The following is a 13,506-nucleotide window of genomic DNA, read 5'->3' as shown; positions in this document are numbered from 1 at the left end:
AACACAAATCTGTTATCATTTTAAATGATAAGAAGAGGGGTGAAACCGCAATGGGATACAACAATGACAATACCATTCAGTTTGATTTTTCCAAAGATAAGAAGGATTTAACCAAAGAGATTTTAAACGAGGTATACAATGCTCTCATTAAGAAGGGTTATAATCCTGTAAATCAGCTTGTGGGCTATTTAATTTCCGGTGATCCTACTTATATTACTAACTATAATGGAGCAAGGGCCTTGGTTAGAAAGTTGGAAAGAGATGAAATTCTTGAAGAAGTGTTAAAGTCTTATCTAGGAATAAAATAAAAATGCCCGTAGGGGCATTTTTATTTTAACTTTACACATAATAAAGGAGAATTAAAATGAGGGTATTAGGATTAGATGTAGGTGAAAAAACAATAGGTGTGGCTGTTAGTGATCCATTAGGATTTACTGCGCAGGGAATTAAGACCATTAATAGAAAAGGGAAAAAAAACGATATAGAAGAGCTTAGGCAAATATGCAATGAGTATACAGTTGATACTATTGTTATTGGGCTCCCGAAAAATATGAACGGTACGATAGGTCCAACCGGAGAAAAAATTATAAACTTTAGCGAGTTTGTAAAGGAAAACATAGATATACCTATTAAATTATGGGATGAAAGACTTACAACTGTTGCAGCTCATAAGGCAATGCTTGAGGCAGATCTTTCACGAGCCAAAAGAAAGAAGATAGTCGACAAGGTAGCTGCTACATACATACTTCAGGGTTATCTGGATAGCTTATCCAAATAACATTGACACAAAATTCTTATTAATATAAAATATCAATTACTACAAAGGAGAGATTTAATTATGGAAAATGATGTTACATCAATATTTCTTACTGATGAGAATGGTGAAGAAATAGAATTTGATGTTGTTACTAAACTTGATATCGAAGACAAGGAATATGTTATTGTAGTGCCTTCAGATGGTGAAGAAGACGAGGCTGTAGCTCTTAGAATCGATCAGGATGAGAATGGTGAAGATATTTTAGTAAGTATAGAAGATGAAGATGAATTTGCCATGGTAGCTGAGGCCTACGAATTAATTTTTTCTGAAGAAGATTTAAGTTAATAAAAGTGAGGTTTTAAAATGTCAAAACTAACTCCAAGTGAAATAGAAAAATTAAAGCAGAATTTAAAGGAAAAAGGTTACAAACTTACTCCACAAAGGAGAGCAATAGTTGATATTATAATCCAAAATGCTGGGAGCCATCTAACTACTGAGGAATTATACGACTTAGTAAAAGAAGATTGTCCTGAAATAGGTTTAGCAACTGTGTATAGAACTGTTCAACTTTTAGAAGAGCTTGGAGTTGTAAGTAAATTAGACCTAAATGATGGCTGTTACAGATATGAACTTGTTCGTGAAGATGAAAATCATCAACATCATCATTTAATATGCAGTCAGTGTGGAAAGGTCATAGAAGTTCAAGGAGATTTATTAGAAGTACTTGAGCATGAAATTGAAGGCAAGTATGATTTTAAAATTGAAAATCACAGTGTTAAGTTTTATGGTACTTGCAGTGAATGTAAATAAATATATAAATATTTATATAAAATATTGAAGAAAAGGAGGGTAGGCATGAAAAAAGAAAAGGATAAAGTTCGAATAATTCCTTTAGGCGGAGTTAACGAAATTGGCAAGAATTTAACTGTAATTGAATATAAAGATGATATTGTAGTTATAGACTGTGGTCTCAGGTTTCCTGACGAAGAAATGTTCGGAATAGATATTGTAATTCCAGATATAAGTTATTTACTTAAGAATAAAGATAAAGTAAGAGGGATTTTTCTAACTCATGGACATGAGGATCATATAGGGGCTCTGCCTTACGTTCTAAAACAGCTTAATGTACCTGTGTATGGTACGAAACTTACTCTTGGTATTGTAGAGTCAAAACTTAAGGAACATGGATTATTGAATACTGTAGAGCTTGTGCGAATCAGTCCTAAAGACGTTGTTAAGCTCGACAATATATCTGTAGAATTCATAAAAACAAACCACAGCATAGCAGATTCAGTTGCAATAGCAGTACATACGCCGCTTGGTGTTGTTCTACATACTGGCGACTTTAAAATCGATTATACCCCAATTGATGGAATGGTAGCAGATTTGCCTAGATTTGCCGAGCTTGGTAGAAAAGGTGTCTTAGCAATGATGGCAGATAGTACCAATGTTGAAAGACCAGGTTATACTATGTCTGAAAGCACAGTGGGAGAAACCTTTGAAAAGATATTTACTCAGGCAAAAGGCAGAATAATTGTAGCTACCTTTGCATCAAATATTCATAGGATTCAGCAGATAATAACTGCAGCAAGCAAGTATGGCAGAAAAGTTGCTGTTTCAGGTAGAAGTATGGAAAACATAGTAGCTGTAGCAGCTGAATTGGGGTATATTAATGCTGAAAAAGATATTCTGATTGGAATAGACTATATTAATAAATATAATGATAATCAGATTGTAATCATAACTACAGGAAGTCAGGGGGAACCTATGTCAGCTTTGACAAGAATGGCAGCATCTGAGCACAGAAAAGTAAATATTTCGCCAGGTGATACAGTAATAATTTCTGCAACCCCAATTCCAGGTAATGAAAAATTTGTTTCAAGGGTAATAAATCAGTTGTTTAAAAAAGGTGCTGATGTAATATATGAGGCTTTGGCCGATGTGCATGTTTCAGGGCATGCGTGTCAAGAAGAGCTAAAACTTATGCATACATTAGTAAAACCAAAGTTCTTTATTCCAGTCCATGGAGAATATAGACACTTAAAGCAGCACGCTGAACTAGCTACAAAGCTTGGTCTTGCTTCTGAAAATATTGCTATCGTAGATATTGGCGATGTTATAGAATTAACAAGAAATTCAATTAAGAAAAATGGCACGGTAATGGCAGGTCAGGTTTTTGTTGATGGTTTAGGTGTTGGAGATGTTGGAAACATAGTGCTTAGAGATAGAAAACACTTATCGCAGGATGGAATATTAACTGTGGTAGTTACTATAGAAAAAGAGTCTGGAAGTGTTATAGCTGGTCCGGATATAATCTCTAGAGGATTTGTTTATGTAAGAGAATCTGAGAACCTTATGGAAGAGGCTAGACTACTGGTTAGAGATACACTCAGAGAATGTGAAGAAAAACATATAACTGAATGGGCACCTATGAAATCTAATATTAAAGAAACCTTAAGGGTTTTTCTTTATGAAAAAACAAAGAGAAAGCCTATGATTTTACCTATCATAATGGAAATTTAAGATTGGAAGAGAACTTAAGTTGACATTTTATGAGCATAATATTAGAATAAGTATGATAAAAATAAATTGGATACTAGTGAGTATCCAATTTTTGTTTGTTAAAATTGATTATACATTATTAATTTTTTGATATAATCGCTGCAAAATATTTTTATAATTACAGAAAGTACGGAGGATACACAATGGAATTATTCACAAGAAATGATATAAGAAATGTTGCTATTATTGCACACGTAGATCACGGTAAAACCACACTTGTTGATGCATTATTAAGGCAAAGCAATGTTTTTAGAACCAATGAAAAGCTTCAAGAAAGAGTAATGGATTCTAATGATCTTGAAAAGGAAAGAGGAATCACTATACTTTCAAAGAATACTGCTGTTATGCATAATGGAGTTAAGATCAATATCGTTGATACGCCAGGACACGCTGACTTTGGTGGAGAAGTTGAAAGAGTTTTAAAAATGGTAGACAGCGTTCTTTTAGTTGTTGATGCTTATGAGGGAACAATGCCTCAAACAAAATTTGTTTTAAAGAAGGCGTTAGAATTAAAGCTTAAGCCTATTGTTGTAATTAATAAAATTGATAGGCCTGATGCCAGAGCGCATGAAGTTATTGATGAAGTATTTGACTTATTTGTAGAATTAGGAGCTGATGATTCACAGCTTGACTTCCAGATTATATACTGCTCTGCTAAAGAGGGTATAGCCAAAATTGAAATCGAAGACGAAAGTACTAACATGGATCCTTTATTTGATATGATTATTAAAAAGGTAAAAGCTCCAGCAGGATATATAGATCAGCCTCTTCAAATGTTAGTTACTACATTAGATTCAAGTGAATACGTAGGTAAAATTGCTATTGGTAAAATTGAAAGAGGAACTGTTAGGAAAAATCAACAGGTTGCCCTTATTAGAAGAGATGGAACTATAAACAATGTGAAAGTATCAAACCTATACGTGTTCCAAGGGCTTAAAAAAGAAGATGTAGAGGAAGCAAAGCTTGGAGATATAATAGCTGTTTCTGGAATTCCTGATATAAATATAGGAGAAACAATTTCAGATATAAGTAATCCAGAAGCAATTCCTTTTGTAGAAATTGATGAACCAACACTTGCTATGAATTTTATGGTAAATGATTCCCCTTTTGCAGGAAGGGAAGGCGATTATGTTACTTCAAGACATTTAAGAGACAGGCTTTATAAGGAAATTCAAACTAATGTAAGTTTAAGAGTAGAAGAAACAGACTCTGCAGACTGCTTTAAGGTTAGTGGAAGAGGAGAACTTCATCTTTCAATTCTTATAGAAACAATGAGAAGAGAAGGCTACGAGTTCCAAGTATCTAAGCCTACTGTAATATTTAAGGAAGAAAACGGAGCAGTGCTTGAACCAATTGAGAAGCTTACAATAGACGTCCCAGAAGAATTCATGGGAGTTGTTATGGAAAAGATGGGACCTAGAAAAGCTGAAATGGTTAATATGACATCAGCTATAAATGGTTATACTAGGCTTGAATTTGTAGTTCCATCAAGAGGGATAATTGGTTTTAGAAACGAATTTATGACTGATACTAAAGGTAATGGAATAATGAACCATGTACTTGAGGGATATGATAAGTACAGAGGAGATATTCCAGAGAGAAGCAGAGGTTCAATAGTTGTATTTGAAACTGGAGAAGCTGTTACTTATGGGTTATACAATGCTCAAGAGAGGGGAACTCTCTTTATAGGACCTGGTACTGACGTTTACGAAGGTATGATTGCTGGTGAATGCTCAAGATCTGGTGATGTAGAGGTTAATGTATGCAAGAAAAAACATCTTTCAAATACAAGAGCTTCAGGGTCAGATGATGCTTTAAAACTTACTCCTGTAAAACCGATGTCTTTAGAACAATGTCTTGAATTTGTAGCATCAGATGAGCTAGTTGAAATAACTCCTAAAACAGTAAGAATGAGAAAGAAAATACTTAATACAGAGCTTAGAAAAAAAGCTAATAACAGAAAATAGATTACTTTAAAAGTTTATATTTTTAACTAGATAACAAGAAAAGAAGATATCTTCTTTTCTTGTTATTAAACTAATTAAATATGGGGTGGGGCAATGAAAAAGAAAATTATTCTTTTTGTTATTATCATAGGAGTATTTGCCGGCATAGGGTATAAAATATACTCCGATGCTATGGGAATTATTCATCATCCATTTATAATGGATGAAAAAAATGTAGAAGTAACAGTAAAAAAGGGTGACACCTTATCAGGAGTCATTAATTCCTTATATGAAAATAAGAAAATAGGGAATTCCTATTTAATAAAGTGGTATATAAAAAAGCAGAATCTCGATACTAATATAAAACCTGGTGTATATACTTTTCCTAAGGATATAGCTTTAGAAATGTTCATTAAAGGACTTGGTGAAGGAAAATATAATGAAAACGCTGTTAAAGTCACTATACCTGAGGGGTACGGTGTTGAACAAATTGCTAAATTGCTTCAGGATAAGGGAATCATAGATAAAGATAAATTTATTCAGAGCATTAAAGAGTATGCTTTGCCCAATTATATAAAAAAGGATTCAAACAGAAGATATTCACTGGAGGGATATCTGTTTCCAGATACCTATGAGCTTATTAAGGGTATGAAAGGAAAAGAAATAATAGATATCATGATTAAAAAGTTTGATTCTGTTATAGCAACTATTCAATCTGAAGCAGGGAATAAGATAGTTGATGGAGAATTAGATAAAATTGTGACTTTGGCGTCCTTGGTTGAACGTGAAACAGAAGCAGTAGAAGAAAGAGTAATAGTTTCATCAGTATTATATAATAGACTAAAGGAAAAAATGCCACTCCAGATAGATGCAACTGTAGAGTATGCCTTAGGTATACATAAGACCATATATACATATAAGGATTTAGAGATACAAAATCCTTATAACACTTATGTTGTACCTGCACTTCCAGCGGGGCCTATATGCAGTCCCGGAAAAGCTTCATTAAAAGCTGCTTTAGAACCAGCTTCTACAAAGTATATTTATTATGTTGCAAAATTTGATGGCACTAAGACCCATTTTTTTTCAGACAATTACAATACTTTTTTAAAGGATAAAAATGTTTCACAGGCAAACTATGCTAAGATGAACAAATAATCGGAGGAAGCTTAATGAGTGGAATAACTTATGATTATATGGAACAGTATATTAGGAGTTTAATACCAGATAGTAATAATATACTTAAGGAATTAGAAGAGTACGCAAAAGAAAATTCTGTTCCTATAATTCAAAAAGAAGTAGGAAAGTTCCTTGAGCTTATGATAAACATAAAAAGACCCGTTAAGATATTAGAGCTTGGCACTGCTATAGGATACTCTGCAATACTTATGCAGCTTAGCTCAAATAATACTACTACCATTACTACTATTGAAAGAAATAAGGATATGGTAAATATAGCATGCGACAATATATCTAAATATGGCTTTCAAGACAAGATTAAGGTTTTAGAAGGAGATTGTCTTGAAGTTTTAGAAAAACTAGAAGGAAAGTATGATTTTATTTTTATGGATGCTGGAAAGGGACATTATAATCATTTTCTGCCTCAATGCTTGAGACTGCTCAATGGAGACGGAGTAATTGTTGCTGATAATGTTTTATTTAAGGGCATGGTAGCATCAAAAGAGCTCCTTAAACGAAGAAAAATAACCATTGTGAAGCGTATGAAGTCATATTTGGAGATGGTGTCCAACAGTAAAGAGCTTATAACTTCAGTCATACCTATGGGGGACGGCATTGCAGTAACTACGAGGAGGCATAATAATGAATAAACCAGAGCTATTGGCACCTGCTGGAAGCTTGGAAAAGCTAAAGACTGCTATAAATTTTGGAGCAGATGCTGTATATTTAGGAGGAAACAAGCTTAATTTAAGGGCTTTTGCGGACAACTTTGGAAATGATGAGTTGAAAGAAGGAATCGAGTATGCTCATGAAAGAGGAAAAAAGGTGTATGTAACATTAAATGTATTTCCTCATAATGAAGATTTAGATGGATTAGAAGAGTATCTTTTAGATTTGTACAAACTAAATGTAGACGCTGTAATTGTTTCAGATCCTGGAATTATAATGGCGGCTAGAGAAGTAGTTCCAGAACTTGAGCTTCACTTAAGCACACAAGCTAACAATGTTAATTGGAAATCTGCAATATTCTGGCACAAGCAAGGGATTAAAAGGATAGTTTTGGCTAGAGAATTATCTCTTGAACAGATAAGGGAAATTAGAAGCAAACTTCCAGAAACTTGTGAATTAGAAGCTTTTGTTCATGGTTCTATGTGCATGTCGTATTCTGGCAGATGTCTACTTTCGAATTATATGACTGGAAGAGATGCCAACAGAGGAGAGTGTGCTCAGCCTTGCAGATATAAATATTATCTGATGGAAGAAAAAAGACCTGGTGAATACTTCCCGGTTTTCGAAGACGAAAAAGGCACTTATATAATGAATTCAAAAGACTTGTGCATGATTAATCACATTCCTGAGTTGTTTGAATCAGGCATAACTTCTTTTAAGATAGAGGGAAGAATGAAGAGTTCTTTCTATGTTGCAACTGTTGTTAAATCCTATAGACAGGCTATAGATTCATATTTTGAAAATCCGGATACCTATGCTTTTGATGAAAAGTGGATGCATAATCTGATGATGGCAAGTCACAGAGAATTCCATACAGGTTTTTATTTTGGAGAAAAGAACAAGCAGGTTTATGGTTCATCTTCATATATCAGAACCCATGATATTATAGGGGTAGTCAAAGATTATGATAGTGAAAACTGCATTGCTACAATTGAGCAAAGAAATAAGGTTTTTGCTGGAGATGAGATTGAAGTGCTAAGGCCTCAGGGTGATAATTTTACTGTTAACTTAGACAGTATGAAAGATCTAGAAGGCAATAAGATTGATGCTACTCCTCAGGCTCAAATGATATATACCATAAAAACTAATGCTGCTTTAATGAAAGATGATCTACTTATAAAGGCCAAGGAGGAGAAGTAATGAAGCGTCCGATCTTAATTGGAATTACTGGCGGTACTGGCTCTGGCAAAAGTACAATTGCTAAAGAGATTTACAAAAAATTTGGCGAGCAATGTATTGCTATGATAGAACAAGACTCTTACTATAAGGATCAAAGTCATTTGTCTTATGAAGAGAGAATAAAGACTAACTATGACCATCCTGACGCTTTTGATAATGCACTTTTAATTAAGCACCTTAAGATGCTGCTTTCTGGTAAAGCTACTCAAAAACCTATTTATGATTTTGAAGTGCATAACAGAAAAACTGAAACTATAAGAATTGAACCTAGAGATATAGTTATTGTTGAAGGAATTTTAATTCTTCAAGAGCCTGAGATAAGAGACCTATTGGATATTAAGATTTATGTTGATACTGATGCGGACGTTAGAATAATAAGAAGATTAATAAGAGATATAAATGAAAGAGGAAGAACCGTTGATTCTGTAATTAATCAATATTTAAATGTTGTCAGACCTATGCACTTACAATTTACTGAACCAACTAAAAGATATGCTGATATAATTATTCCAGAAGGCGGACATAATAAAGTCGCTATAGATATAATTGTTGCAAATATAAAGCAATTTTTGCAAAATGATGAAGAGTAGAATAAAAAACCTCACTTTAGGCTAGAATTTAGTCAGGGTGAGGTGTTTTTATGTATAAAAATAAACATGTAAAAAGAGCAGTTGTTTTATTAATAATTTTTTTTGTTGTATTCGGAGCACTTTTGTGGAGGATTAAAGTTATAACTATGGACAAAGCTGAAACTCTTGGAGTACTTCAGGAATCTCAGTTTGAAGAAAAAGTAGATGTTTCAGACTTGAAGTATATAATTTTTGATCAGAATGGTAAACAAATGCTTAACTATAGTAATAAATATTATGCTGTTATAGATCCTGTAACATTCACTAGAAACTATAATAATGAGGATGAATTATTTGCATTAACATATATTTTAAGAGACTATAACAGTAATTACAATCTTTTAAACATGGGGATAGGTAAAAGCACTGCTAAGATTAGATATGAAGTTGATGAAAGCACATATAAGAAATTAAATAATATTAAAGATGTAAAAGGGTTTTATACATATAGATTTTCAGCTGTAGACAGAGGTGAGGCATGGAAGCTAGAAAATATGCTTATAAGCATAAAAAATCCTTCTGATGATAAGACAAAAAAAGACGACTCGCTTGAGATGCAGATATATAAAAAAACAGAAAAGAATGAAACTCCAAAAGAAGTTTTTAATAAAGATTTAGATGGAAATATTACTCATCAGGGTTTTAATGCGCTAGATAATAATATAAATGTTAGACTGACCATAGATAAGAATATACAAGATAGAGTTAAGGAAATAATTACATCAGACCCATACAAAAAGTATGATCAAATTGGAGTAGTTTTAATGGAAAGCAGCAGCGGAAAACTTCTAAGTATGACTCAAAAGGATGACTCTAGAGCTAATGTCAATCTTGGTTCTACAGGAAATGGATTTGATCCAGGATCAATTTTTAAGGTGATTGTTGAAGAGGCTGGATTAGAACGAAAACGGATTTCATTAAATGAAAAATATTACTGTAAAAATAGCATATATAGCGGAATTTATGATAAATGTCCTGAAAAAGATCATGGGCATCTTACAATAGAAGAAGCTATGAGGGTTTCTTGTAACAACATATTTGCTCAAGTTGGAGATAAAGTTGGTGTGAACTATTTTAAGGAAAATGCTGAATCACAGGGATTATTTAAAAAAGTTTTAAATTTCGACAGTGAAGCTGATGGCAGGATAGTTATGCCGGAGCAAGGAGAAGGGGCAGGCCAGCTTGCTATAGGGCAGAGTATGCTTATAACTCCAATTCAAGCTGTGAGCATAGCAAATACTGTTGTTAATGATGGATTTTATGTAAAGCCATATATAATAGATGCCTATGTAAATAATGAAAATAAAGCTATAGAAGTGTTAAAGACTGATAAGCATCAATCTATAAATAAATCCACGGCTAATATTTTAAAAAATCAAATGATTAAAGTTGTTAACAGCGGCACAGGAGTTGCAGCTAAAATACCAAACATAGAAGTGGGAGGAAAGACTGGAACATCAACTAGAATAGACGGAACTAAAAAAACTTCAGATGGATGGTTTACCGGATTTTTTAAAATAAAAAATAAATATTATTCAATGGTAATTTATGTACAAAATATAGACATTGAAAATGAGCAAGCTGCAAATACTGCAGTACCAATATTTAAGGAAATAGTTTTAGCTCTAAACGATTATCTTGGAAAATAAATTTGAATTTATCAAATAGTACAGGCACTTTTTTAAAAGCTGTGCCATATGATATTAATAAGCACTATTGGGAGGATCAGCTGTGTTCTTCGTGAATTGTTTATTAGATTTGGTTGGCAGCATGGCTTTTTTAGTTGCCTATGTGACCAATGGAAATTCATTTCCTCAACCTCTTGATGAAAAAGAAGAAGAGGACTATTTGATAAGGTTAAAAGATGGCGACATACTTGCTAAGAGCATTTTGGTAGAGAGAAACTTAAGACTTGTTGCACATATTGTTAAGAAGTACTCATATCCTGGAAAAGAAGTAGATGACTTAATCTCCATTGGTACTGTTGGGCTTATAAAGGCTATAGATTCCTTTGACAGTTCTAAAGGTACTAGGTTGGCTACTTATGCTGCAAGATGCATAGAAAATGAAATACTTATGCTTATTAGAAATAATAAAAAAACAAAGGGAGAAGTTTATTTGCAAGAACCTATTGGGATTGATAAGGAAGGCAATGAAATTTCTCTTATGGACGTGTTAAGCAGTGATGATGATTCTATAATTGAGGTTGTAGAAAATAAAATTCAGGTTAAAAAGTTATATAACAAAATTGATAGTTGTCTAGCTAAACGTGAAAAACTAGTTATTGAGATGAGATACGGCTTGTTGGACGGAAAACCTAAAACGCAACGAGAAATAGCTAAGCTTTTAAACATATCAAGATCCTATGTTTCAAGAATTGAAAAAAGAGCTTTAAAAAAGCTTTTCAAGGAGTTGAACAATCCAAATAAGCAGTAGAAATGATAAAGGAAACAATTTAGGGGGTTAGAAGTAATTTGCTATAGGCATATTTACTTCTAACCTTTTTTATTGAAGTATTAATTGTTTTAGAAGCTTAGAGGATATTGGGAAGATTTGTTGAATTAATATATATTAAAATAAAATGGAGGGATATTTTGTACAGATGTGGTCTACTGGGCAAAAATATAAATTATTCTAGTTCGCCAGAAATACATAACAACTATTACTTGAATAAGAAGGTTCCTATAAGTTACGAATTGTTTGATTTAAGTGAAGAATGCATTGAGCATTTTATTAATAATTTAAAAAAGAATAATATTATAGGATTTAATGTTACTATACCTTATAAACAAACAATTATTAAATATTTAAGTCAATTAGAATATCCTGCAGATGAAATTGGTGCTGTTAATACTGTTGTAGTGGAAGAAGATAAGCTAGTAGGATATAACACAGACTATTACGGTTTTATAAGCAGTATTAAGGATTATAATATAGTCCTTAATAAAAGAAATGCAATTATTCTAGGTGCTGGTGGTGCAGCTAAAAGTGTTAGCTGTGCACTTAATGACTTAGGCTGCAGCACTATTGAAATAGCTGCAAGAAATGCAGAAAAAGCGATAAATGACTTTAATAGAAGGTATAAGGTAGTTTCAATAAATGATTATTTAGATTTAAGCAAATATGATATTATAGTTAATTGTACGCCAGTAGGGAATATAAATTCTATAAATCAGATTCCCATAAATTTTGATGAAATTAATAAAAGTTCCATTTTCTATGATTTGATTTATAGACCTGACAAAACTAGATTTTTAAGTAAAGCAGAGCAGCTGGGTGCATTTATTATCAATGGTAAGATGATGCTTTTGCATCAAGCATATAAGGCTGCCGATATTTGGATTAGTAGCTTACAATTAAAATGATAGGGGGATAAACATGACACTATATGAACTTCTTAAAATGACAACAGATAAGGGAGCATCGGATCTTCACTTAACAGTTGGAGTGTCTCCAACTATTAGAGTAAGTGGCGAATTAATTCCCGTAGGCACAGAAAGGTTGAATCCTTGTGATACTGAGAAGTATGTAAAAGAAATTTTGGATGAAAAAGAATACTCGCAATATTTAAGTATCGGCGAAGTTGATACATCCTATTCAATTTCTGGATTAGGACGTTTTAGAGTTAACATTTTTAAGCAAAGAGGAAGCGATGCGTTGGCGATTAGAGTGGTAGCATTAAACATTCCTAGCTTGAACGATTTAGGGTATCCTCAAGTAATAAGAGAACTTACAGAAAGACAAAGAGGGCTTGTGTTGGTAACTGGGCCTACTGGCAGTGGTAAGAGTACCACTTTAGCTGCAATGATAAACGAAATAAATTTAACAAGAGCTGCACATATTATTACCTTGGAGGATCCTGTTGAATATTTACATAAACATAATAAATCTATAATAAATCAAAGAGAGATTGGGAAAGATAGTCACAGTTACCAAAATGCATTAAAAGCTGTACTTCGTGAAGACCCCGATGTTATATTAGTTGGTGAAATGAGAGATATAGAAACAATTTCGATAGCCATAACAGCAGCTGAGACAGGTCATTTAGTTTTTTCTACGCTCCACACTATTGGAGCCGCTAAAACTATAGATAGAATAATTGATGTTTTTCCTCCTTATCAGCAGCAGCAAATAAAAGTTCAACTTGCTGCCGTACTTCAGGGGATAATTTCTCAGCAACTTTTGCCAAGGGCATTTGGAGGTGGTAGAGTTGCTGCTTTGGAAATTATGACTACGACTCCGGCTGTACAAAATCTTGTTAGAGAAGGAAAGACTCATCAGATAGAATCGGTGGTTCAAACTGGTGCTAAATACGGGATGAGAACGATGGATATGGCTTTATCAGAATTATACAGAAAAGGATTAATTACCAATGAATCAGCATTGACACACTCTGTTGATAAGGAAATGCTTCTCAAAATGCTTTCTTTATAATTTATTGATGATAAAATAGCTATTAAAGTAGGAATAATCTGTTTTAACTAGAGTATACAAATACTATTTACGGTTTATAATCAAAATAAAA

At 33.0% G+C, this 13,506-nt stretch carries 14 protein-coding genes; all 14 read left to right on the top strand.

Annotated elements, in window-relative coordinates:
* Window positions 1-50: 50 nt before the first annotated feature.
* The 14 genes from NBE98_RS10305 (at window position 51) to NBE98_RS10240 (ending at window position 13,415) form a co-directional block, all read left to right on the top strand.
* Window positions 51-308, top strand: coding sequence for an IreB family regulatory phosphoprotein (locus NBE98_RS10305; protein WP_250814860.1), 258 nt, complete (start codon window positions 51-53; stop codon window positions 306-308).
* Window positions 309-364: 56 nt separating this feature from the next.
* Window positions 365-778 carry a Holliday junction resolvase RuvX gene (gene ruvX / locus NBE98_RS10300; RefSeq protein WP_250814859.1) on the top strand — a complete coding sequence of 138 codons (414 nt, stop codon included), beginning with the start codon at window positions 365-367 and terminating at the stop codon, window positions 776-778.
* Window positions 779-838: 60 nt separating this feature from the next.
* Window positions 839-1,102 (top strand): DUF1292 domain-containing protein, encoded by a 264-nt coding sequence (locus NBE98_RS10295; RefSeq protein WP_250814858.1) that lies wholly within the window; start codon window positions 839-841, stop codon window positions 1,100-1,102.
* An 18-nt stretch (window positions 1,103-1,120) separates the two neighbouring features.
* Window positions 1,121-1,567 (top strand): Fur family transcriptional regulator, encoded by a 447-nt coding sequence (locus NBE98_RS10290; protein WP_250814857.1) that lies wholly within the window; start codon window positions 1,121-1,123, stop codon window positions 1,565-1,567.
* 45 nt (window positions 1,568-1,612) lie between these two features.
* Window positions 1,613-3,280: a ribonuclease J gene (locus tag NBE98_RS10285; RefSeq protein ID WP_250814856.1), complete on the top strand. Its 1,668-nt coding sequence runs from the start codon at window positions 1,613-1,615 to the stop codon at window positions 3,278-3,280.
* A 182-nt stretch (window positions 3,281-3,462) separates the two neighbouring features.
* Window positions 3,463-5,286 (top strand): translational GTPase TypA, encoded by a 1,824-nt coding sequence (typA, locus tag NBE98_RS10280; protein ID WP_250814855.1) that lies wholly within the window; start codon window positions 3,463-3,465, stop codon window positions 5,284-5,286.
* A gap of 93 nt (window positions 5,287-5,379) precedes the next feature.
* On the top strand, window positions 5,380-6,423 hold the full coding sequence (mltG, locus tag NBE98_RS10275; RefSeq protein WP_250814854.1) for an endolytic transglycosylase MltG: 1,044 nt from the start codon (window positions 5,380-5,382) through the stop codon (window positions 6,421-6,423).
* A 14-nt stretch (window positions 6,424-6,437) separates the two neighbouring features.
* Window positions 6,438-7,094: an O-methyltransferase gene (locus tag NBE98_RS10270; RefSeq protein ID WP_250814853.1), complete on the top strand. Its 657-nt coding sequence runs from the start codon at window positions 6,438-6,440 to the stop codon at window positions 7,092-7,094.
* Entirely contained in the window at window positions 7,087-8,313 is a 1,227-nt protein-coding gene (locus NBE98_RS10265; protein ID WP_250814852.1) for a peptidase U32 family protein, read from the top strand. Before NBE98_RS10270 ends, NBE98_RS10265 begins: the two co-directional genes overlap by 8 nt.
* Window positions 8,313-8,942 carry a uridine kinase gene (gene udk, locus NBE98_RS10260; protein ID WP_250814851.1) on the top strand — a complete coding sequence of 210 codons (630 nt, stop codon included), beginning with the start codon at window positions 8,313-8,315 and terminating at the stop codon, window positions 8,940-8,942. The genes NBE98_RS10265 and udk overlap by 1 nt, the downstream gene beginning before the upstream one ends.
* 50 nt (window positions 8,943-8,992) lie before the next feature.
* Window positions 8,993-10,630, top strand: a complete 1,638-nt coding sequence (locus NBE98_RS10255) for a penicillin-binding transpeptidase domain-containing protein (protein ID WP_250814850.1) — start codon at window positions 8,993-8,995, stop codon at window positions 10,628-10,630.
* Window positions 10,631-10,712: 82 nt separating this feature from the next.
* On the top strand, window positions 10,713-11,417 hold the full coding sequence (sigK, locus tag NBE98_RS10250) for an RNA polymerase sporulation sigma factor SigK (protein ID WP_250814849.1): 705 nt from the start codon (window positions 10,713-10,715) through the stop codon (window positions 11,415-11,417).
* Window positions 11,418-11,575: 158 nt separating this feature from the next.
* Window positions 11,576-12,346, top strand: coding sequence for a shikimate dehydrogenase (gene aroE, locus NBE98_RS10245; RefSeq protein ID WP_250814848.1), 771 nt, complete (start codon window positions 11,576-11,578; stop codon window positions 12,344-12,346).
* Window positions 12,347-12,359: 13 nt separating this feature from the next.
* Window positions 12,360-13,415: a type IV pilus twitching motility protein PilT gene (locus NBE98_RS10240; RefSeq protein ID WP_250814847.1), complete on the top strand. Its 1,056-nt coding sequence runs from the start codon at window positions 12,360-12,362 to the stop codon at window positions 13,413-13,415.
* Window positions 13,416-13,506 lie beyond the last annotated feature (91 nt).

This window comes from Clostridium swellfunianum, assembly GCF_023656515.1.
Taxonomy (GTDB): domain Bacteria; phylum Bacillota; class Clostridia; order Clostridiales; family Clostridiaceae; genus Clostridium_AT; species Clostridium_AT swellfunianum.
The sequence above is the reverse complement of the archived record's forward strand: the minus strand, read 5'-3'. Positions and strand labels throughout refer to the sequence as shown.